16 protein-coding genes are annotated in these 23,967 nt (G+C 38.3%); 10 read left to right on the top strand and 6 right to left on the bottom strand.

Annotated features, from left to right (window positions below; genetic code table 11):
- Positions 1–3 precede the first annotated feature (3 nt).
- The 4 genes from tsaB to rpmH all read right to left on the bottom strand — a co-directional run bounded on the left by tsaB (position 4) and on the right by rpmH (position 3,243).
- Complete coding sequence (gene tsaB / locus FLEMA_RS0138270; RefSeq protein ID WP_026996638.1) at positions 4–687, bottom strand: tRNA (adenosine(37)-N6)-threonylcarbamoyltransferase complex dimerization subunit type 1 TsaB; 684 nt, start codon at positions 685–687, stop codon at positions 4–6.
- A 152-nt stretch (positions 688–839) separates the two neighbouring features.
- Positions 840–2,507 (bottom strand): S41 family peptidase, encoded by a 1,668-nt coding sequence (locus FLEMA_RS0138275; RefSeq protein WP_026996639.1) that lies wholly within the window; start codon positions 2,505–2,507, stop codon positions 840–842.
- A 108-nt stretch (positions 2,508–2,615) separates the two neighbouring features.
- Positions 2,616–2,999, bottom strand: a complete 384-nt coding sequence (gene rnpA / locus FLEMA_RS71700) for a ribonuclease P protein component (protein ID WP_044172595.1) — start codon at positions 2,997–2,999, stop codon at positions 2,616–2,618.
- 88 nt (positions 3,000–3,087) lie between these two features.
- A complete protein-coding gene (gene rpmH, locus FLEMA_RS76620) occupies positions 3,088–3,243 on the bottom strand; it encodes a 50S ribosomal protein L34 (protein ID WP_026997915.1) in 156 nt (51 codons plus the stop codon).
- Between the two features lie 272 nt (positions 3,244–3,515).
- On the opposite strand from rpmH, the gene FLEMA_RS71705 reads away from it, so the two are divergent.
- The 6 genes from FLEMA_RS71705 to FLEMA_RS71730 all read left to right on the top strand — a co-directional run bounded on the left by FLEMA_RS71705 (position 3,516) and on the right by FLEMA_RS71730 (position 14,647).
- Positions 3,516–4,967: a M61 family metallopeptidase gene (locus FLEMA_RS71705; protein ID WP_044172598.1), complete on the top strand. Its 1,452-nt coding sequence runs from the start codon at positions 3,516–3,518 to the stop codon at positions 4,965–4,967.
- An 85-nt stretch (positions 4,968–5,052) separates the two neighbouring features.
- On the top strand, positions 5,053–6,234 hold the full coding sequence (locus FLEMA_RS71710) for a M20 metallopeptidase family protein (RefSeq protein ID WP_044172600.1): 1,182 nt from the start codon (positions 5,053–5,055) through the stop codon (positions 6,232–6,234).
- A 266-nt stretch (positions 6,235–6,500) separates the two neighbouring features.
- On the top strand, positions 6,501–6,905 hold the full coding sequence (locus FLEMA_RS71715) for a hypothetical protein (RefSeq protein ID WP_044172603.1): 405 nt from the start codon (positions 6,501–6,503) through the stop codon (positions 6,903–6,905).
- Between the two features lie 5 nt (positions 6,906–6,910).
- Entirely contained in the window at positions 6,911–7,660 is a 750-nt protein-coding gene (locus FLEMA_RS71720) for a class I SAM-dependent methyltransferase (protein WP_044172606.1), read from the top strand.
- A gap of 28 nt (positions 7,661–7,688) precedes the next feature.
- Positions 7,689–11,291: a M4 family metallopeptidase gene (locus FLEMA_RS71725; RefSeq protein WP_052354175.1), complete on the top strand. Its 3,603-nt coding sequence runs from the start codon at positions 7,689–7,691 to the stop codon at positions 11,289–11,291.
- A gap of 155 nt (positions 11,292–11,446) precedes the next feature.
- Positions 11,447–14,647, top strand: coding sequence for a S41 family peptidase (locus FLEMA_RS71730; RefSeq protein ID WP_044172609.1), 3,201 nt, complete (start codon positions 11,447–11,449; stop codon positions 14,645–14,647).
- A gap of 313 nt (positions 14,648–14,960) precedes the next feature.
- Here FLEMA_RS71730 and FLEMA_RS0138615 read toward each other — a convergent pair whose 3' ends face one another.
- Positions 14,961–16,292, bottom strand: a complete 1,332-nt coding sequence (locus FLEMA_RS0138615; RefSeq protein WP_026996648.1) for an amidohydrolase — start codon at positions 16,290–16,292, stop codon at positions 14,961–14,963.
- 240 nt (positions 16,293–16,532) lie between these two features.
- On the opposite strand from FLEMA_RS0138615, the gene FLEMA_RS71735 reads away from it, so the two are divergent.
- Complete coding sequence (locus FLEMA_RS71735; protein ID WP_044172612.1) at positions 16,533–17,522, top strand: FAD:protein FMN transferase; 990 nt, start codon at positions 16,533–16,535, stop codon at positions 17,520–17,522.
- Positions 17,523–17,823: 301 nt separating this feature from the next.
- On the opposite strand, the gene FLEMA_RS0138655 is transcribed toward FLEMA_RS71735, so the two are convergent.
- Positions 17,824–18,612, bottom strand: a complete 789-nt coding sequence (locus FLEMA_RS0138655) for a TspO-related membrane protein (protein ID WP_026997916.1) — start codon at positions 18,610–18,612, stop codon at positions 17,824–17,826.
- A 736-nt stretch (positions 18,613–19,348) separates the two neighbouring features.
- Here FLEMA_RS0138655 and FLEMA_RS71740 point away from each other — a divergent pair.
- The 3 genes from FLEMA_RS71740 to FLEMA_RS71750 all read left to right on the top strand — a co-directional run bounded on the left by FLEMA_RS71740 (position 19,349) and on the right by FLEMA_RS71750 (position 23,887).
- On the top strand, positions 19,349–20,839 hold the full coding sequence (locus FLEMA_RS71740) for a Gfo/Idh/MocA family protein (protein ID WP_044172615.1): 1,491 nt from the start codon (positions 19,349–19,351) through the stop codon (positions 20,837–20,839).
- A 322-nt stretch (positions 20,840–21,161) separates the two neighbouring features.
- The gene (locus tag FLEMA_RS71745; RefSeq protein ID WP_144080135.1) at positions 21,162–21,698 is read left to right on the top strand and encodes a hypothetical protein; all 537 of its coding nucleotides are present in this window, start codon (positions 21,162–21,164) and stop codon (positions 21,696–21,698) included.
- Between the two features lie 407 nt (positions 21,699–22,105).
- Positions 22,106–23,887, top strand: coding sequence for a MutS-related protein (locus FLEMA_RS71750; RefSeq protein WP_044172621.1), 1,782 nt, complete (start codon positions 22,106–22,108; stop codon positions 23,885–23,887).
- Positions 23,888–23,967: the final 80 nt, after the last annotated feature.

Below are 23,967 nucleotides of genomic sequence, written 5' to 3' on the forward strand. Positions count from 1 at the left end.
ATTCTATTTGCTTTTGGGTGTTGTTCCAACAAAATCTTTGAGGTAGAAAGGCTCAAAACTTACAACATTTTCAAAAGCTTGCCGTTGATACGCCTGATATGCCAATATTCCTACCGTTTTGGCCGATGGGTAAATCTCAACCGTAGGAAAAATAGCATGCTCATGCGTTATTTTGGCTTTGCATTTTTGAGCACCATCACCAAAAAATACAACATTCTGAGTAGCTAAAAGTTCCTCAAATGATGTTTCATCAATTATTTTGGCTTCTGTAGTGGTAACTTGCAGCAAACTATTGTCCCAAAGCCCACAATAAACTTCCATGCGTCGAGCATCAATCATTGGGCAAAGCAGGTAGTTTGCTGGATAAAAATCCTTCATCTGACTTGCCATAGCTTCGAGGGTATTGACCGAAATAAGCGGTTTATCTAATGAAAAAGACAAGCCCTTGGCTGTAGATACACCAATCCGAAGCCCAGTATAAGAGCCTGGCCCTTTGGCTACAGCAATGGCGTCTAACTGTTGGAGCGAAAAACCTGCATATTTTACCACATTTTCAACCAATGTCGTGAGCATTCCCGAGTGCGATTTTTCGGTAAATAACTCATTCAAGGCTAAAAGTTTACCATCTTGATGCAATGCCACTGAACATACCTTGGTGGATGTATCGATACTAACAATTAAAGACATAAAATAATAATTTAAGAATAGCAACAACAACTCAGTGCCTCATTACTAGCTTACTTACAACAAATAAATAATTAAATAAAAAAAGCAAAAGATAAAGCAAGAGCCAATGCTATAACTTTATCTTTTGCTTTAGGATATAGCCCAGTACAAAATTACTTGCTTCCTTTCAAAATAGCATTGTAACGGTTCATATCTGTAAACAATTTTAGAGCTGCCTGAATCTCAGGGTCTTTGGCAAATGACTGTTCACGAGTTCCTTTTTGCAGATAATAATGCACTACAATTTCTTGTTCCAAAGCCATTTTGATTTCATCCTTAAACTTCAACATATCGGCCTCTTTATTGTGTGAAAGTTTGGCACGAAGGGATTTCAATTGGTCAGATACGGCATCGTAATAACGTTCTTTTTTGGCCGATGCTTCAAGTACATTCAGGTCTTTTTCAGCTTGTGTTGTATAGTCAAAAGACTGATTAACAGCCCATTTTATAAAATCTTGATATTCGGCATCGCTCAAAGCAAACTCTTTGGCAGGCTTGATACTTGGGTGTTCGTGGTGGTATTTAATAGCATAATCAAACAAAATCAAACGATTAGATAAAGCCTGAGTAACCATTGCTGGAGTTGGTTTTTCAACTTCTATATCGGGCAGAATTCCCCCTCCGTCAAATACTGTTCGTCCGCTACGAACCGTTTTGAAAGCCGTAATCAAAGAATCTGGCACTTTGCCGACACTTCCATCAGGATTGCGGTGTCCGTAGTCAATAGCCTGAATACAGCGTCCACTTGGAATATAGTATTTGGCCGTTGTTACTTTTAGTTTGGTATTGAACGACAAGTCACGCGTGATTTGTACAAGTCCTTTGCCATAGCTACGTTGGCCAACCAGTACACCACGATCGTAATCCTGAATAACACCTGCTACAATTTCGGCAGCCGAAGCACTTCTCGAATTGGTAAGTACAGTAATCGGAATATCAATATCGACAGCAGGTTTTAGCCCTGTATAGGTTTTGTTCCATTCTTCAACTTTTCCTTTCGTCGACACTATTTCGGCATCTTTTGGCAAGAAAATATTACAAATATCCACTGCCATATTTAGCAACCCCCCAGGATTGTCACGCAAATCAATCACCAGTTTTTTCATACCATTCGCTTTCAAATCGGTAAAAGCTTGGCGTACTTCCTTAGAAGCCGTGCTATTAAAATCTTTGAGGTCGATATAGCCTACTTCGTCGTTAATCATACCAAAGTAAGTTACATTTTTCATTTTTACGACATCCCTGGCTATGCTAATCTCTTCGAGTTTATTGCTACCATATCGTTTTACTGTAAGCTTTACAATAGTACCTGTTTGTCCTTTAATAAGCTTGCCAGGGTCTATTCCTTTTTTATTATTAAGTTCAATTCCATCTACTTTAACGATTTCGTCGCCTATACGCAAGCCCGATTTTTCGGCAGGTGTACCTTCGTCAATTCCCATAACAGTAATACGCCCCGAGCGGTTACCTGTAACAATTCCAATGCCATTGTATTTGCCAGTGGTCATGGTCATGTAATCCTCGATATCGTCTTCGGCATAGTACACGGTATAGGGGTCAAATGACTTTAACATGGCATCAATCGACGTTTTAATGGTTCGATTGGGGTTGATTTCATCGACATAATAGCGGTTGAGTTCTTTGAAAAGCGTAGCGTAAATGTCTAAATTTTTGGCAATTTCAAAAAACCTTTCACCGGGGTCAGTAAAAGAAGCGAGCGATAACCCCGTTATTACCACAGTGGTAGCCAATAGGGTTCTGTAAGGTCTTTTCAATTTCATAGGATGATATAATTCAGCTTTTCAAAACAAGAATATAACGAAGTAGTTGTGATTATGTTATGTCGAAATAGTAGCCATCGAATAAGCTTTATTTTACACAAAATTTCTTTAATTCATTTTGTATAAAATACCTTTCATAGCCTTTTCAATTTTGGCATAATCCTCTATTTTCTTAGCAATATACACAAAAGCAATGTATGCAGGTAATGGCTGAGTATTTTTTTGGAGCAATAGCTGTTTGTTGAGGCGATAAGCCTCACGAGTACGGCGTTTTATGAGGTTGCGGTCAACGGCGTGTTTGAAGTATCGTTTAGAAACCGAAATCAGAATTTGGGGTAATTCGGTACTAGGTGTATCTGTATTTTTTTCAAGGAAAGAAACACGAAAAGGGTAGAGAAAAACCGATTTGGTTTGTTCACTACCCTTGTCAAAGAGGGATTCAATAATTTTCTTGCTAGAAAGTCGCTCAGATTTCTTGAAAGTTTTTTTCATTCAAAGTTTCTTTAATTACTTGTTTCTGGAATCGAGTTGAGTAATTGTTAACACGAGACATGAAACACGAAACGCAGAAACTCACAAATTACTTACCTCTCTTCTCGTCTGAAACTGTCAATTTGTGTCTTCCTCTTGCACGGCGAGCAGCCAATACACGGCGACCATTTGCAGTTGACATTCTATCACGGAATCCGTGCTTGTTTTTTCTTTTTCTTACCGATGGTTGAAATGTTCTTTTCATTGCTATTGAAAATTGAAATGTCTTTTACAATATAAACTGACTGATTTTCAGAGATATTTTGAAAAATTATCAAAGTTGGTCTGAAGTATCAGTGAAAATTTTCAAAATATAAAAATCTTTTGTCCCAAAAATAGGAGTGCAAAGGTACTTATTTTTTTTAAAATTGCAAACTACTTTACCAAAAGATTCTAATTGCTTGCACCTTGATTATGAGTAACTTTGGATTCTTTACGAATAATAGTACCTTGCATCTTTAGCATTCCCGATAAAAAATGAGATACAAAATTTATGCAGAAAATCCTCAGAGCCATTTCCTAACGATAGAAATGGAGGTTGAAAATATTACATCTGACCGTATAAAAATTCAGTTACCTGCTTGGCGGCCTGGGCGTTATGAGCTTCAGAATTTTGCCAAAAATATTCAAACTTTTGAGATTACAGACGAACTCAACAGAAAGGTAGACTTCCATAAGGTATCTAAAGACCGCTGGAAAGTGTACACCAAAGGTGCTAGCAAACTAACGGTAAAATTAAGGTATTATGCCTTTATTCAGCATCCAAGTGGTGTTTTTGCCAATGCTGGAAGTTCATATATCGACGAAAATACTTTATATGTAAATTTTGTCAATTGCTTGCCATACGTAAATGGCCGAATGCACGAACCTTGCTCGGTTGAGTTGAATTTGCCCGATACTTATAAAGTAGCTTGTGGCTTACAATATAAAAATAACACTTTATGGGCCGATGATTACTATCATTTGGTTGATTCTCCTGTGTTGGCAAGTCCTTATTTACAAAGCCAACAATTTGCCATTAGGGATGTTGATTTTTATGTTTGGTTCTTAGGAAATTACCAGCCCAACTGGGAAAAAATAGTATTAGATTTTACCAAATTTTCTCAAAAACAAATTGATGTTATGGGCGATTTTCCTGAAAAGGAATACCATTTCATCAATTGGATTCTACCTGTGTCTTTTTATCATGGAGTAGAACATCGTAGCTCTACAATGGTTGTTTTGGGGCCTGATACTGAGGGCGATGGCCTATATTCCGACCTTTTGGGCGTAAGCTCGCACGAGCTATATCATGCTTGGAATATCTGTAAAATCAGACCTGTAGAAATGTTGCCATACGACTTGACCCGAGAAAACTATTTTCAGACAGGCTTTGTAGCCGAAGGGGTAACAACCTATCTTGGCGATGTTTTTCTCAAACAATCGGGTGTTTTTTCGTTAGAAGAGTACCTCAAAGAGTTTGAAACAACCCTCAAACGTCATTTTGAGCAGGATGGCAAATCGTCGATGTCGTTGGTAGAAGCTTCTTTTGATTTATGGTTAGATGGTTACGTTGCCTCAATTCCACATCGACGGGTATCCATTTATAATAAAGGGGCAGTAGTCGCTTTTTTATTAGATGGTTACATTCGTCAGGCAACCCAACACCAAAAGTCGATTCACGATGTGATGCGTTTGATGTGGGAGCGTTTTGGTAAAACAGCTATTGGCTATTCTTTGGCCGATTATCGGACGATAGCCGAAGAGGTAGCGGGTGGTTCGTTATCAACATATTTTGAAGAATGTATTTTGGGTAATACGCCTCTCGAAACACAGGTACAAGCCCTTTTAAGTTGGTATGGGATAGAGGTTACTTTTGACGAAGCGTTGAAGGTACAATTGCAGTTGCTCGATGCTCAAAATGAGAATTTGAAAGAATGGTTGGGCTAAAGCCCTGTTGTCGTGTAACTTTGCAATAACATTGGCTTAGTCATTAGCTTATCTTACGATTCTTATATCATTAGAATATTATCAAATGAAAGATAAAATCAAACAATTAGCCGCCCAACATGCGGGAGAATTTGTGGCAAATCGTCGTTATTTGCATACCAATCCTGAGCTTTCTTTTCATGAATTTAATACGCAAAAATATGTTGCTCAAAAGCTCAAAGAAATTGGTATTACACCTGTAGAGATTGCCAATACTGGATTGGTAGCAACGATTGAAGGCCGTAATCCTGAAAAAAAAGTGGTAGCTCTTAGGGCCGATATGGATGCCCTTCCTATTGTAGAAGCCAACGATGTACCTTACAAATCTCTGAACCCTGGTGTGATGCACGCTTGTGGACATGATGTTCACACGTCGTCGTTATTAGGAACTGCCAAAATTTTGCAAAATCTTAAAGAAGAGTTTGAGGGTACGGTAAAATTGGTATTTCAGCCTGCCGAAGAAAAAGCCCCAGGTGGAGCAAGCATTATGATTGAACAGGGTGTTTTGCAAAACCCTACTCCTCATAAAATGCTTGGGCAACACGTGGCTCCTAATATTCCTGTCGGCAAAATTGGTTTTAGAGAAGGTATGTATATGGCCTCGGCCGATGAGCTATACTTGACCGTAAAAGGAAAAGGTGGACATGGTGCAATGCCCGAAAGCTGTATCGACCCTGTGTTGATAGCCTCGCATATTATTGTATCAATGCAACAAATCATTTCTCGTAACCGCAACCCTCGTTATCCTTCTGTGCTTACTTTTGGCAAAGTAATAGCCAATGGAGCTACCAATGTTATCCCTAACGAGGTATACATAGAGGGTACATTCCGTGCTATGGACGAAGAATGGCGTGCTGAAGGCTTACAACGGATTCGTAAAATTGCCGAACTAACAGCCGAGGCAATGGGCGGTACTTGCGAAGTGTTTATTCAGAAAGGATATCCTTTCTTGAAAAATGAACCCGAACTTACTCGTCGTATGAAAGGTGCTGCGGTTGATTTTATGGGTCAAGAAAATGTAATAGACCTAGATATTTGGCTTGCTGCCGAAGACTTTGCTTTTTATACCCACCATGTAGATGCCTGCTTTTATCGTTTAGGTACTCGCAACGAAGAGCGTGGTATTATTTCGGGGGTACATACTCCAACCTTTGATATTGATGAAAATGCCCTCGAAATTGGTGCAGGCCTGATGAGCTGGTTAACCGTAAGCGAATTAGCCCTATAAGGCTGTTACCATTTTTTATTTTCCCGTAATAACTATTGACACCGCTATGTCGAGTACAGTATATAATAGGTATATGCTTTGCTCGACATTTTGGTGTTGTAGGTATTGAAGTTTTGCCAAAACAAACCATTAAGTAAATAGGCGAGCAAAGTTATTTAAGCTCAAAATTTAGTACCCATACTTAATTTTGTACCTAATTAGTTGGGGTAGTAGAGTACATCCAAATAGGCTCTATTACTTATTTAATTCATTATTTTAATGAGACTATGATGAAAAAATTACTTTTTATGACATCGCTATTAGGCGTTTTATCTTGTAAGTCTATTCCCAATGACCAACTTATTACGGTTGGTTCTGGAGGAGGATTTACGGGTATTTGGCATCAATATTCGCTAAAACCGTCGGGCGAAATTGTTCACAAATCTAGTAAAACAGATTCTACCGAACATATAACTCAGTTGTCAAAGACAAAAGCGAAGCAATTTTTTGCTGAAATAACTACTCTACGCTTAGATAGCCTGGCACTCAACGAAACAGGCAATATGAATTATTTTATCGAGTTTTCGGAAGGTAAAAAAGGAACTCGTAAAGTACAGTGGTCGAATTCACAAATGGCACCTGATTCGCTCAAAAAATTTTATCGTAAGTTTATGGACACGCTACCCAAATAACAACCATGCAACCCAAAGACAATTTCTCAAAACAGGCTCATTTATATGCCAAATTTCGTCCAAGGTATCCACAAGCCCTTTATGATTTTATACTGGCCCAACTCAAGGGTCGCCAAAAGGCATGGGATTGTGCTACTGGCAACGGGCAGGTAGCCAGCCATTTAGCCCAATATTTTGATCAGGTAGTAGCTACCGATATAAGTCAAAAACAACTAGAAAATGCTACCCTAGCACCTAATATTGAATACCTGATTTCGCCAGCCGAACATACTCCTTTTGAGCAAAACACCTTTGATTTAGTAACCGTTGGGCAGGCTATTCATTGGTTTGAGTTTACGCAGTTTTATCAAGAAGTTCAGCGGGTTTGTAAACCCAATGCCCTTTTGGCGGTTTGGGGATATGGTACATTACTGATTGATAATAAAGAGCTTAACGATAAATTTCAGCATTTTTACCAAGAACAAATTGGCGACTATTGGGACGGCGAAAGGCGGTATATCGACGAAGAATACCAAACAATTCCATTCACCTTTGAAGAAATCAAAACTCCTAGCTTTTCGATGAATTACCACTGGGATTTTGACCAGCTAGAAGGCTATTTGAATACGTGGTCGAGTGTCCAAAAATACATAAATCAACACCAAACCAATCCAGTTACTCAATTTATTGAAGCTTGTAATGATATTTCTACAAAAAATGCTCAATTTGAGGTTTTCTTTCCCGTTTTCTTGAAAATAGGCCGAGTAGCTAAATAGCTTTCTTCCATAAAAATTCTGTATTCACATGAAAAAATTTTTACTTCTCATCTTTGTGCTTTTGAGCAGCTATGGACTAATAGCTCAGAAAAACTTTAAAAATAGGACAAAAACAGGCTTAGGAAATAGCCTTAATTTACCGACAGTCGATAATTCTACCAATAAAGAACCCTCTCGTACACGATACACTTTTGACTATACTAATAATGTGTTGCGAGAAAACCTAATTGCCAAACGAGAAGGTATCACGATTTACCGCGACGAAAATGGCATGCCTGCTTTTATTGTAGGCAAGCCCAAATCGCAAAGTACTATTGTCCGTAGTGGGCGTTCTACAATGGAATCTATGGCTTATAATTATATGGAAGCCATGAAAACATACTTACGTTTTGAAAATGTAGAGGAAGAGTTTGATGTAAGAAATATTGAATCTGACGAGCTAAAACAAACGCATATCAAAATGCAACAAATGCACAAGGGTATTCCTGTGTATGGTGCTGAAGTAGTGTTACATGCCGACAGAAATTCTATTGGGGTATTGAATGGGCATTTGTTTCCAACACCAACGTTACAAGACACAAATCCTTCCATATCGGCACAACAAATTGGCAGTTTGGCAATGCAAGATGTACAAAAAAGCACCAAAGTACGTACTTTGACTTTTGCAGAAAAAGCCTTGCTAAAATATCAACAGCCCAAGGCTCAACTATTTGTTTTTCATAAAAACGATGCCTTAGATGGCGAACGATTAGCTTATGAGGTATTGGTACGCCCTAATTTTGTAGAAAGATGGATTTATATGATTGATGCTAATACAGGTGAAATTCTGGAAAAAAATAATTATACCTGTACTATTGATGGCCCTAACAAAGCCAATGCTACCGACCTAAACGGTAAAACTCGCTCAATTAATACCTATTTGTCGGGCAATACATATTATATGATAGACGCTACCAAAGGAATGTTTAAGGGTGGGGCAATTAATCTGGACGATCCTCAAGGTGTAATCTGGACACTTAATGCAGGTGGCTCAACGGTCGATAACATTACCGTTCGTCAGGTAGCGTCGTCAAACAATACTTGGTCAAATACCGAAGCCGTTTCGGCACATTATAATGCTAGTCTATCGTACGATTATTACAAAAAAACCTTTAATAGAGAGTCGCTAAATGGCAAAGCAGGAAGTATTATTTCGTTGATAAACCTAACCGACGAGGATGGTAGCGGTATGGATAATGCTTTTTGGAACGGAGAGTTTATGGGCTACGGTCGAGGCAAAACCTATTTCAAACCATTGGCTGGAGGCTTGGATGTAGCAGGACACGAAATGACACATGGTGTAGTAGAAAATACCGCCAACTTGGTGTACAAAGGACAATCAGGTGCAATCAATGAATCGATGGCTGATATTTTTGGAGCAATGATTGACCGTGACGACTGGACGATGGGCGAGGATGTTGTAAAAGGCTCAAAACCTTTACGTGATTTATCAAACCCCAATCAGGGAGGAAGTAGCTTGCGTGACGATGGTTTTCAACCAGCTACTATGAGCCAATATTATACAGGTTCGGAAGATAACTATGGCGTACATATCAACTCTGGTATTCCCAATTATGCTTATTATCGTTTTGCTACAGCCATTAATTCAAAAGAAAAAGCCGAAGCCGTTTATTACAGAACACTTTCTAAATATTTAACAAGTAGTTCTAAATTTATTGATTTACGCCGTGCTGTTATTCAGTCTGCTACCGACCTATATGGTACCAATAGTGCCGAAGTAACAGCCGCCCGAAATGCCTTTGATGCCGTAGGTATTACTGATGCTAATGCTCCAACACCTAACCCTCCTAGTACTAACCCTAGCACGCCAGTACCAACGCCATCTAAAGACGTTCCAAGCAAGGTTGGTACAGCCTTTATTTTGAGCTACGACCCCGTAGACAAGCAGTTGTATTTGTTAGATACATTGAAGGATACCAAAAACTATGTGTTGATTGCCAAAAATATTGAGCTAAAAAACAAACCAAGTGTAACCGACGATGGGAAATATGCTTATTTTGTGAAACAAGACAATGGTATTTATCGCATAGATTTATCAACGATAAAAGCCTTTTCTCCAAACGACCAAAGTGGGGCTATCAAACAAGAATTGATTTCGGCAACAGGCTGGGATAACGTAGCGGTGTCGAAAGATGGAAAACGCCTTGCCGCTATTTCAACCAAGGTCGATACCAGTATTTATGTCTTTAACCTAGCCGCTACGGGTACTATTACTGGCAAAAAGTTTAGATTATACAACCCAACGTATTCTTCAGGAGTAAAAACAGGACAAACACTATATGCCGATGCCCTAGAATGGGACTACGATGGCGAAAACTTAGTATATGATTCTTTCAACGAACTCAAAAGTGCTACTAATACTAAAATAGAGTTTTGGGATGTAGGCTTTATTAATGTATGGAATAACCAAACCAATACTTTTGGTAGTGGTACTGTCAACAAGCTCATAACTGGCTTAGAGAAAGGCGAAAATATTGGAAACCCAACATTTTCTAAAAACTCTACCAATATGCTGGCTTTTGATTACTTTTATAATAGTTCGGTTGATGAACTATATGCCATTATTGGGGTCAATCTAAGTCGTCCATCCGACTGGGAAATTACAGTGATTAACAATACTGTAGGGTATCCAGAATACTCAAGAACCGACGATTATGTTATTTTTAATGCCATAGACGAAGCCACAGGTACTAACAATACCGATATAATCAAGCTCGACAAAACCGATAAACGCAAAGGAATTGATGCTACCCAAACCTCACTTATTGGCGAGTCGGAATATGCTGTATGGTACACCAATCAGGCACGTACTTTGCCTCAGAAAAAAACACAGGCTCTTAGTATTACCAAAATTCCAGATAAACTGGTCTCTGACCCTTCATTTACTATATCGGCTACTAGCAATGCGGGGCTAAGTGTTATTACCTCTATATTGAGTGGGCCTGCAACAATTGCCAGCAATCGTATTACTCTAAAAGGTACAGCAGGACGAGTACGCTATGGTGCATACCAAGATGGCAATACCCAATATTATGCGGTTTCGGCACTTGATTCATTTTGTGTCAATCCTCTGAAACCTACAATATCGGTAGTAAAAAAGACTGATGCCGATGGTGATTACTGGGAATATACGTCCAGTGCCACAACAGGTAATATTTGGTACAGAAATGGCGTGATTGTCGATGCCTTACGTGGTCAACGAAGTATTCAAGTTACGTCGGGTTCTACATTTGCCGTACAAGTAGTTACAACGGACGGTTGCAAAAGTGAGTTGTCAAACCCTCGTCAGGATGCTATTTTGGAAAAAATCCTTGGCAACGAGCCTATTACAGAAGGCAAAGCCTTGGTAACGCCTAATCCGATGGCAGAGGAGATAAAAGTAACCGTAGCCAATAGCAACAAAATTGAAGCTATCAATATAATTACATTGTCGGGTACATATTTGCTTGAAATACAAGGAAATAAACAATACGAGCAAACTGTTAATGTGGGGGTGCTTCCTAAAGGTAATTATATCGTAGAGGTAAAAACCAAAGATGGCTTAGTGCATAAAAAAGCCTCAAAGTTATAATAAGCCATAATTGAGCATACACAAAGTGCTTGATTAGGTTATTGTCTAAAAAAAGGTATTTGTAGGAATCTCTACAGATACCTTTTTTTGTTTTTTAAACTATCCCGATTAGCTTTACCAGATTTTCATCTTCACGTCAATAAACCTAAATTTTTATGCGAAAAATAAATATGCTGTGGGCTGCTTTTTTAAGCCTATGTACTATCTCTTTACACGCTCAATCTCAAGAAGTCTATTTTACTTCTTTTCCAACACTTAGTCCCGATGCACAAACGCTAGTATATTGTTTTGAAGGTGACCTCTGGAAAGCCGATTTATCAACCAATACTTCTACTCGGCTTACGGCCATGCGAGGAATAGAAACTCGCCCCAAAATTTCGCCTGATGGCAAATGGGTCGCTTTTTCGAGTACACAATACGGCAACCCCGATGTATACATTATGCCTCTGGCTGGAGGTGCTATTCGACAATTAACATTTCATGATAGCTTTGACTACGTAGAATCGTGGTCGTGGAACTCACAAACGGTTTATTTTGCTTCTGGAGCTCAGAACGACGGAACAGCCTACACCATTGGTATTAATGGCGGAACTCCCAAAAGAACTTTCCAACACTTTTTTAACCGTATCCACAATGTTGTTGAACACCCCAACACAGGCGAATTGTTTTTTAATAATACTTGGGAAAGCGATAACCAAGCCTATCGAAAAGGATATAAAGGAGCTTTTAATCCAGACATTCAGTCATATAACCTCAAAACTCAAACTTACAAACGCTACACCGATTATTTGGGGAAAGACCTTTGGCCTACTATCGACCGCTCTGGGAAATTATATTTCTCGTCGGACGAAGGTAATGGCAATTATAACTTATACACTTTAGATAACGGCAAAAAGGTAGCATTGACCCAATTCGGCGAGGCTATCAAACGCCCACAAGTAAGTGCCAATGGCCAAAAGGTGGTTTTTGAAAAAGACTATCAATTATTCTTGTACGATGTAGCGTCAAAAACTAGCCAAAAGCTGACCCTAAATGCTATTCGTAATTATGTTTTGCCTAAAGATCAAGACTATAAAGTAGCAGGAAATATCAATGCTTTTGATGTAGCAGGCGATGGTAAAAAAATCGCATTTTCTTCGCGTGGAGCTTTATTTGTGTCAGATATAGAAGGGAAATATATAGCCCAGTTGCCTACCGATAGCAAAGGACGAGCCATAGAAGTAAAATGGCTTTCAGATAACAAAACGTTGCTATTTAGCCAAACTAACGAAAATGGGTATTTAAACCTATTTACAGTAGCCGCCGATGGCAAGACAACTCCCAAACAAATTACAACCGACCAGCAAAATAACCGCAATATTTCATTCAACAAAGACAAATCACAGGCGGTTTATTTGAGTGGAAAAAATGAAGTGAGGCTACTCGACCTCAAATCGCTGGTATCTACAACCGTTGTCAAAGAAGAGCTTTGGGCTTTGTATAATCCTATGCCGTATTTTTCGCCCAATAGCGAATATATCATGTTTACAGCCTATCGTAATTTTGAACAAGATATTTTTCTATTTCATTTGGCCGATAAAAAACTCATCAATCTAACCAATACTGGTATTACCGAAACTAACCCCTATTGGTCGCCCGATGGCAAATATATTTACTTTGAGTCGGACAGAACTAAGCCTAATTATCCTTTTGGCTCAAACAATAGCCGTATTTATCGTGTGCCTTTAGTAAAAATAGACGCTCCGTACAAGTCCGATAAGTTTAGTGATTTGTTTAAGCCCGAAGAGAAAAAAGAGGAAAAGAAAGACGATAAAAAAGTAGTGGCAAAAACAGATAATAAGAAAAAAGAGGAGGCGAAACCTGTTGTACCTCCAGTTAAAAAAATAGAACCTATCGTGATTGACTTTGAAGGTTTGATGCAACGATTTGAGCAAATTAGTCCTAATATAGGTGCGGCCGAACAGCCTCTTGTGTATCAAAAAGACGATAAAACATATATTCTGTTTTTGTCGAATCACGAAAGTGGAAAAAGCAAGCTATGGAAAACTACTATAGAGCCTTTTGCCAAAAATAAAACCGATAAAATAGAAGGAATTGACGTAAATAATATCGACATAGTGGTAGCCGACAACAAATATTATGGCTTGGTAGATGGCAATATTTACAAACTCAATCTTGATGGCAATAAGCTTGATAAAATAGATATCAATTTTACCTTCAGAAAAAATTTAGCGAGCGAATTCAAACAAATGTTTTATGAAGCATGGGCTGGTGTTGAAGAAAACTTTTATAACGAAACCTTTAATGGGGTAGATTGGGTAAAAATGCGTCAAAAATATCAGCAGTTTCTACCACAAGTAAATACCCGTGCCGATTTACGCATTTTATTGACCGATATGCTCGGCGAGCTAAATGCCTCTCATACTGGCTTTTCGACCAATGGCGATGAAGACGATGCTTATTTCAAAACCGTTACATTGAATACTGGTATTATGTTTGACAACGACAACCCTTATCAAGTGAAATATGTGGTTAAAAACTCGGTAGCAGACAAAGCAGGAAAGGATATTCAGCCAGGCGACAAGCTGATTAAAGTTAACGACGATACTATTTCTACAAGTCAAAACCGTGATTTCTATTTCCAAAAACCATCTTTAGACGATGAAATAGCCTTGACCTTCGATAGAAATGGTAAGGTTTTTACTACCAAAATTCACCCACAAGGTTCGTGGGCTTTTGTACGAAATTTATACAACGAATGGATAGACCAAAACCAACAATATGTAGATACCAAAGCCAATAAACGCATTGCATACGTACACATGAGCGATATGGGGCGTGAAGAACTAGAAAAATTCTTGATAGATATGACTTCGGAAGCCTATAATCGAGAAGGCTTGATTTTTGATATTCGTAATAACCGAGGGGGCAATGTACATGACTTAGTATTAAATTTTTTAGCTCAAAAGCCATACCTAAAGTGGAAATATCGTGAAGGCCAATATACCATACAACCCAATTTTAGTCCAGCAGCAAAGCCTATTGTATTATTAATCAACGAGCAGTCGCTGAGCGATGCCGAAATGACTGCACAAGGCTTTAAAGAACTTAAATTAGGTAAGATTATCGGAACAGAAACCTACCGTTGGATTATCTTTACTTCTGGAAAAGGATTGGTAGACGGTTCTTTTTATCGTTTGCCTTCGTGGGGATGTTATACCCTAGACGGCAAAGATTTGGAAAAAGAAGGCGTAAGTCCAGATATTAATATTCAGCAAACTTTTGTGGATAAACTCAACAACAAAGACCCTCAACTGGATAAAGCAATAGAAGAGATTTTGAAGGATTTGAAGTAATAGCAGTTGATATGCTATTATTACCTAAATGGCCTTGCCTTATGGGCAGTAAATCGAAACAAGGGGCATCCCAAATTTAGGGGATGATGATTATTTTTAAGTATGATTTTCACCAGCTTTAGCCGCAATACTTTGCGGCTAAAGCTGTGTCATTTAACATACCAAAGGCGTTCGGAAAACTAATTCCGAACGCCTTTGGTATGAATAGCCCCTAATTTTCTATCATTTGAGCAATTGATCAGCCTCATCAAAATTCACTTGATGACCGTATAAAGCTCAACAAACACAAAGAGATGCTCTCTTTTAATATTACCTAAAATACAATTTTTCCTTCATGGCATAACGAAGTAACTGGCGAAACTCTGGCTACAGCTTCGGCAGAACAAGTAGCATCTAAAAACACGACATTGGCTTTATCGCCTATTTTGGGCCATTGTTGATTGCCTTTGTCGTCGAGAGGCAGGATGTCGCCTGTAGCAATTTTAAGACTTCTTGACAATAAAAATTCCGTATTATAGGCATATAATTGAGCCATCAGATTGGCTTTCTGCAAAACACTACCCGTACCATAAGTATTCCAGTGGTCTATAATACTATCGTTGCCTGTAACTACCTTTACATTGTATTTGTACAAAGTAGGAATTGGCATGATTAACGAACCTATAGGAATCGTCGAAGCAATGCCCATCTGTGCTGCACCCAGCTTTTCTGCTATTTCTTCTTGTTTTGGTTTCTCTAATTTTCCCAACACAAAACAATGGCTTACAAAAGTTTTTCCTTTCAGTACAGGGTTTTCATTAACCTTTTCGATTAAATATTCCACCGTTTTCAAACCCGATTCTCCAGCTTCATGCAAGTGAATATCAATCCCTTTGTTGTTGTCTAAAGCAAGTTGTACCGTAAAATCAATCGTTTTTTCGATAGCCCCATCAATCGTGAAGGGGTCAACACCACCAATAAAATCAATATCCATTTGTGCCGCATCTTTCAAGTACGGAACCGAATCGGTATAAAATACGCCATGTTGTGGAAAAGCAACTAACTCGGCACCAAAGCTATTTTTCTTGTTTTCAAGTGCCTTTTGTAAGTTTTTGAGCGATTGTACTTTTGAAGTAGGCTCAATATTGACATGACTCCGAGCAAAACCTGTTCCTTTTGATTGTAGCAATTCTATAAGCTTTTCGGCTTTATAAGTAGAGGTTTTTAAAAGCTCAGGCAGGATTTTTTGTTCTAAAGCAATCATTCCTTTTACGCCATTGGTTCTTTTGCGAGTAGCCTGCCATTTTTCTCCATAAAAAGTTTTATCTAAATGGATGTGCATATCCCGAAACGAAGGAAGCATCAGATACCCTTTGGCATCAATCGCTTTGGCATTGGGTTGGTTAGGAGCAATATTCGTGATTTTGCCATTGTCAATTTCAATCAAAAATAAGGCTGTTTTGGTAGCAATTACTTCGCCTTCTTCGTATTCAAAACCTGTTTCCAAACGAACATTTTTAAAACTCAGTTTCTCTTTTAACAATGATATATCATTTTCTTCTTGAAAATTTTGTGAAGATAAACCTTGTGAAACCACTAAACCTGCCATAGCAAAGGTAGAGTTTTTGAGGAAGTCTTTACGAGAGATATTATCCTGAATATTCATAGAATCGTCTGTTGTTTGAGTTTGTACAAAAGTACCAATCAAACAACAACAATTGTAATGATTAATAGGCAAAAGCAATTAGAGTTATGGTATTTTACAAAATTCTAAATCTCAAAAAGTGCAGATATGTACTTTTATTGAATATTGATGAGTAAATTTGACCATTAATTTAAAATCAGTCTAAATAACTAAGTCTTTATATTAGTATTATTCAACATAAGGCTTATTTTCTTCTTAGTAATGAAAAAAATATTCTTCTTTTTAGTCCTTATTATTAGCTTCAATACTTCCGCTCAGGTACTTCGTAAAAGAGCGGTCAAACTAATGGGCAGTCGCTTTGATATTAGTATTGTTGCCAACGACGCATTATCGGCCGAGAATAATATTGATAGTGTAATTGCCGAAATCACCAGAATCGAAAACCTAATTTCCGACTGGAAAAGTGATACACAAGTATCCGAAGTAAATAGAAATGCAGGCATAAAACCCGTAAAAGTTGATGCAGAAGTATTTGCCTTAACGGAACGAGCGATTCATTTCTCAAAAATTACTGGCGGAGCTTTTGATATTAGTTTTGCAGCAATGGACAGAATCTGGAAATTCGACGGTTCAATGAAAGAAATGCCAAGCCCCGAAGCTATCAAAAAATCGGTAGAAAAAGTGGGTTATGAAAACATTGAATTGAACAAAGAAAACGCTACGATTTTCTTGAAACGCAAAGGTATGAAAATTGGCTTTGGAGCATTGGGCGAAGGCTATGCCGCCGACAGATGCCGAGATATGATGTTGGCTAAAGGTATCAAAGCGGGTATCGTAAACGGTTCGGGCGATATGAGTACTTGGGGGAAACGCCCAGATGGAAAAGCGTGGTCGGTGGGTATTACCAATCCGATGAAAAAAGATACCATTTTTGCCATTATTCCATTGGTAAAAAGTGCCGTTGTGACTTCGGGAAGTTATGAGAAATTTGTGGTTTTCAATGGCAAGCGATATGCACATATTATTAACCCCGTAACGGGCTATCCTGCCACAGGACTTTGTAGCGTAACCGTATTAGGCCCAAGTGCCGAAACCGCCAATGGATTTAGTACTTCTATTATGGTTTTAGGCAAAAAAGCAGGCCTAAAACTTCTCAAAAAGTATCCAGACTATCAAGCCATCCTGATTACCGACAACGGCACAATTTTCTCGACACCCAATATTGATGTTTCAAAGTATCATGTGAAGTAGTGAGTAGTATTTGGTAGAAAAGTATAAAATTAGAAAAATGCTTAAAGAGGTTGCTAAAAACTTAACAACCCAATATCGCTTTTGACCCCTTTTTGATTATAAGAAAGAAAAAAGCAACGAACATTTTATAGCGTTTAATCTGTAGTTCAATAATATGGAAAGAGGCCTAGCACTAAGTATAACAATTTATGCTTCGGAAGAGTACAGCATCGAAGATACCCTTCTTCCTTCCTGCCATTTGCAGTAAAAAATAGCCCATGTCAGCATGATTGCTAACATGGGCTAAAAAACCTCAAATCACTCAATAACTCAACCACTTATTTAAACGAAAACCTATGGTAATAACCAACAGGATAATACATGCCGTTGTAACTGGAATGATAGCGATTGAGATAGGGTCGGCAATAGCTTCTCGTTTGATACTTATTCCTATTAAAGCCCAAATTACAGCAGCACCATAAAAAATATTATTACGGTTTCTTATAACAAAAAGGGCAATTAACGTTCCGATTACAATCATTGTGGTTGTCCAGTTGAATGCTGAAATGCCCCACCCTTGCCAGTTGATACTTACTAAAAAAGCGGTGATGTTGGCAATAGTTGCAATAGAAATCCATCCTAAATACACGCTAAAAGGTGCATGAACAAGCCATTTCTCTTGTTTGTTGTATTTTGATTTCCCAACGCCTATCCAAATACTCATGCGTAATAGTGTTACCAACAAACAAAGCATCACAAAAACTGACAAACCCATTAGTCGCCAATGCCAAGCAAAAAGCCATGCTATATTGAGGAAACTGCTTATGGCAAAATAATTCCCTACTCTTAAAACCCAAGGAAATACTTTTTCGCTTGCCGACGTGCTAAAAAGTGCCACCACTTGCATAGAGACAAAAACCAATAGCCAAGAATAAATTATACCCCAAATAGCAAATGTAACGCCTGCAGGTACAAATAAGTTGGGGTACATATCCGACAACTGGCCAGGTGTATGCCCGTTCAAAGGCAAGGAATTGGCTAGCGTATTCATTACCAAGACAGCTATAAAGGCAACTAAATTAATGATAATAAGCAACTTTGGATTTTTCATATTATATTTATTAATGGAGTTTTTCTTATAATTGTGACGTCGACAAAACGGTAAGTATGCTAAGATAAACCTACAATAAATACGGCACCTCGTATGTCCATAAAAAATTATATTAGTTGTATCGTAGCGACACAAGCAATTGTAAAGATGAATAACAAAATACATACCGCCATCTTGCTAATAATAAAATGGGGAAGTTGTACAAGTATTATTAGTGTAATAATAGCACTAATATATTTTACCTTGGAAATAACCATCCCCAATCCATACGAGTTTGTTGTTGGTATACTGGGGCTGGCGATATTCCTTATACCCCTTATTACTTCTTACCTACCTATTGATTATTAGAGTAATAGGGAAATATGACCTTGGTAGTAGAAACAGATTTAAAGACATTTTGTTGTTATTTCTCATCAATATCCTTTTTGTAATGGGCTATATGTATTGGGGTCTATTGATAGAAGGAGAAAAGTAAGTGTTTTTCAAAATATCTCTTTCAATATGACCTCTGAAGTTAATCAAGCATTTTTAGTAATAAAATGTTCAAATTAGGTTGCCTATTTTTTCTCCTATATGGTTTGTCCAGTAATTTTTCACTCCCTAATAAATTCATATTCTATCCATTACACAAAAGGATAATCCTTGGTTATGGTATTAGTATTTTTGTATATGCTCTGTTTTATTTTATATTTACAAGAATAAATGCAATAAGCAAAAACCTAATTTTTCTATAATAATGACTGACCAAAATTCATCTCAAGAAGGCGAAAAACAAGCCCTCGACTCTTCTGGTTCTTCGAGAAGAGATTTTATCAAAAAAGCATCGTTAGCACTAGGCAGTTTTTACATTGTACCTCGCCATGTACTTGGTAAAGGCTTTGTAGCACCTTCCGACAAGCTAAATGTAGCAGCAGTAGGTTGTGGAGGCAAAGGATGGGTAGATATTTTGGGGGCGTGGGACAACGGCCGCAATAATATTGTATCGCTTTGTGATGTTGATGACCGTCAGGCCGCACAGGCTATCAAGAAATTTCCTGCTGCATCGCATTACCGTGATTTTAGGAAATTGCTTGAAGCTGAAAAAAATAATATTGATGCCGTAACGGTATCTACCCCCGACCATACACACTATGTGATAGCCATGGCTGCCATGCAAATGGGCAAACACGTTTATGTACAAAAGCCCCTAGCACATAATATTGCCGAGGTTCGTAAAATGACCGAAGCAGCTCGCCAAAACAAAGTTGTAACCCAAATGGGTAACCAAGGCTCGTCGGGCGATGGGGTACGACGTATGATGGAATGGTACAAGGCTGGACTAATTGGCGAAGTAAATCGTGTACATGTTTGGACAAACCGCCCTGTATGGCCACAAGGTATTGCCAAACCAAAAGGCAAATTTGATGTTCCTAGTGAATTGGACTGGGACTTGTGGCTCGGCCCTGCGGCTTATGAAGACTATAACCCTGCGTATCACCCATTTAATTGGCGAGGCTGGGTAAATTATGGTACAGGGGCTTTGGGCGATATGGCCTGCCACATGATGGACCCTCCTTATCGGGTATTAGGCTTGGGGTATCCTTCTGAGGTAGAATGTAGTATGAGTGAAGGCTGGGTTGGCTCATTTCAGCCAGGATATTTCCCTGAAAGTTTTCCTGCGTCGTCGATGATTCATTTGAAATTTCCAAGAAAAGGTAAAGAGGCTGTTAAAATGACTTGGTACGATGGCGGCCTAATGCCAGAACATCCCGAAGAAATCCCCGCCGATGTTAAGCTTGGCGACTGGAGTGGCGGTGTATTGTTGATGGGTACAAAAGGGGTAATGATGTGTGGTGTGTATGGTTCAAATCCAACGCTTTGGCCTGAAGCTAAACTTAAAGAAAAAGGTGATAAACTTCCTATTTCTATTCCTCGTGTAGTAGGTGCCGATAACGAAGGGCATTACCAACAATGGCTACAAGCATGCCGTGATGGTTATGGCAAACATCAACCGCTGAGTTCATCATTTGATTATGCTGGCCCTATGTCCGAAACTGTTTTGATGGGTAACTTGGCTATTAGAAGCTACTTCTATAGAACTCCTAAAAAAGATAAACAGTGGTTACAAGATTTTGATTATCCAGGTCGTAAGAAACTCTTGTGGGATGGTGCAAACATGAGAATTACCAATTTTGACGAAGCCAACCAGTTTGTGAAAAGAGAATACAGAAGTGGCTGGAGTATGTAATACTGCGTAATTAAAGACAGGTAATCTGTGCTTTATAATAGAGTTGCTTGATTAATGGAGATAAAAACTATTTGTTTTCTACTAGAAAAAAGAAAAACTAAAAACTTTTTTCAAAAATAAAATGTCAATTAATCAACAGGTTGTTACAAAGAGGTACAGACTCTAAAGCCTCTTTGTAACAACTATCCCTATTCTAATTATAGATTTGGGGATAGAGTTTCATTCGTATTTTTTCAACTTATCGATGGGCTATTGTCTTCTTAATTTTATCGAACTACAATTTTAGTCCCTGTGTCGTGTATCTACAATATTTTATAAAAGCATGAAAAAGAGCATTATATACTATGTGTTATCTTTGATGTTGGTAAGTTTCGCAGCTCAAACACAGTCATTAGGAAATTTCAAAGTAGATTTATTATTGGGGCTGAGCCGAACCTCTAATTCGTTTGGGGCATTGGCCTCTATCGAGTCGAAATATCTTTTTACCCAACAGCTAGCTTTAGGCATGAAGCTGGAGGCCGCCGATGCCTACCCTGCCAAATTGATAGAAGGGCAACGTGTGCAGACAGGCCCTATCAATGGCGTAAATTCGATTATGCTTACATCTGAGTATTTTCTAAAAAAAACAGGTGTAAAGCCGTTTTTAGGAATAGGCTATGGTATTTATGACGCTATATTTACGGCAAAACCAGGGCGATTTCAAGACCGATACAGTATGATGGGTACTGCTCCTAGACTTGGGATTGAAACCAACCATTTACGTATTGTTCTTGAACACAATATGTTAGAAACATCGCCTAAGCAAAACAACTATACTTCTATTAAAGCAGGTTTTACTTTTGGCGGAGCTAGAAAGTAAAATCATAAGAATATGGTATTTCTGAAACCAGCAATACCATCATTAAACCGTAAAGGAATACCAACTTTCATAGGAAAAAGAGTCTGATATTTCACCCATCATTCAAAACGTTTACAACTTACGTTTTCTATTTAATTATTTTTGTATTTATCAGTTCTGTATGCTCTTGTCCAACAATACAAACTTTATGAGGTTGCGTATCGTTTAGGGTTTACTTTTATGAACTATATTTTCAAAATATTGCCAATAACTTCATTGTATTATTCCTCTATTTACAAGAAAAATCATCTTATCATTTATCGATACCAATAAGTACCCACTATCTTTGGGGCTTTGTTAGGATAGTTTTTTCCTTTTTGGCTCGTTATTTCTGTAATTGAGACAGCCACACAACAACACATCATAGTATGACACAGATTTTTCAAAAACGAAAAGAGGCTTTTGAACAACAAGCTGATATTTTTCAAAAAAAATATAACCAATGGGCTGTAGCAAGGGCATTCTTTTTTATAATATATGGTTTGCTTTGCTTTTATGTTTTCCAAAATAGTAACGAGTGGATTTTCTTGGGAGTACTCGTTGTAGGTATCGTTGTATTTCTTTGGATGGTAACCAAACACCTAAACATTAAGTCGCAAAGAGATAAATTCAGGCTACTGGCGACGCTCAACAATGATGAAATTTTGCGTTTACAGAAAATATTTACTCGCCCCGAAACAGGCGAAGCATTTCTAAATAGTAATCATTTTTATGCTACAGACCTAGATATTTTTGGCAAGCATTCGATTTTTCAATTACTCAACCGAACGCATACTTTTGCAGGCTCTAAACTACTGGCTTCTTGGCTACAGTTTCCAGCGCCATATACTACAATTATGGGTCGGCAAGAGGCCTCGGCAGAATTAAAAGAACTTATCGATTGGCGACAAGATTTTGAGGCTTCGGCAATGATGATAGAAGAGGTAGAAAAGCCCACCGATAAGCTTTTGGAATGGGCTGAGGCTTCTCCTAGCAAAACCCTCGACAAACCCCTTTTCCGCTACGCTCGCTTTCTGCCTTATCTGAGTATTCCTTTTGCTATTGCTTGTTTAATCGGTGTTGTTCCTATCCAATTTTTGTTGTTGGTTTTTTTGATTCATGGTTGGATTTTAAAACAAATTTTTGACGAGCTAACCATTTACTTAGAACATACCAATCGGGTAACTGGGGCTTTAAAAGCCTATGCTGTTTTATGTAATAGTATAGCTCAACAGCTGTTTTGTTCGCCAAGTTTACAAGCTTTACAAAATCAAGTTTCAGAAGCAAGCACCTCGATTCAGCATCTGGTAAAACTCTTAGAAAGGGTAGCTAATCGAAATAATCCTATTTTTATGATATTGGTTGGCACGGTTTCGCTTTGGGATTTGCGGTATTTTTATCGCTTAGAACAGTGGCGTATACAATACCAACAACAACTTCCTTTGTGGCTCGATACTGTCAGTGAGTTTGAAGCCCTCAATAGCCTAGCAGGACATACATTTGCCAATCCAACGGCTGTTTTCCCAACAATTCACCAAGAAGATTTTTGCCTAAAGGCTATTCAATTGGGACATCCAATGATTCGTTCTGAAAAAAGAGTTTGTAATTCTATTATCCTTGAGGGAATTGGTAAAACGATCATTATTACGGGGTCTAATATGTCGGGAAAAAGTACTTTTCAGCGAACGGTAGGAGTCAATATGGTTTTGGCATTGATGGGAGCGGTGGTATGTGCCGAGGCTTTTGAATGCTCGATGGTACAGGTTTTTACCAGTATGCGAACGCAAGATTCGTTAGAGGAAGATACCTCTTCGTTTTATGCCGAACTCAAGCGACTTAAACAATTGATCGATTGGGTGAATCAGCCCAACCAATCATTGCCTACGCTCTATTTCTTAGATGAGATTTTGAAGGGTACTAATTCAAAAGACCGCCACGATGGAGCAAAAGCCTTGATGGTTCAATTACACAAAACCCCATCGTCGGGTTTTATTTCAACACACGATGTAGAGTTGGGTGATGATTTTACAGAACAGGGTTTTGTAAGTAATTATAGTTTTTCGTCGGAAGTAATTAATGGTAAGCTAATATTTGATTATACGCTACGTGAAGGTGTGTGTAAAAGCTTTAATGCTAGCCAATTGATGAAACAAATTGGAATAGATATGTAGAAATATGAGTCATCCAAATTTTGGATAACCACCTCTTTGTGTTTGTTGAGATTCATAAGGTAGTTAAGTGAGCTTTGAAG

The organism is Flectobacillus major DSM 103, from assembly GCF_000427405.1.
GTDB lineage: Bacteria > Bacteroidota > Bacteroidia > Cytophagales > Spirosomataceae > Flectobacillus > Flectobacillus major.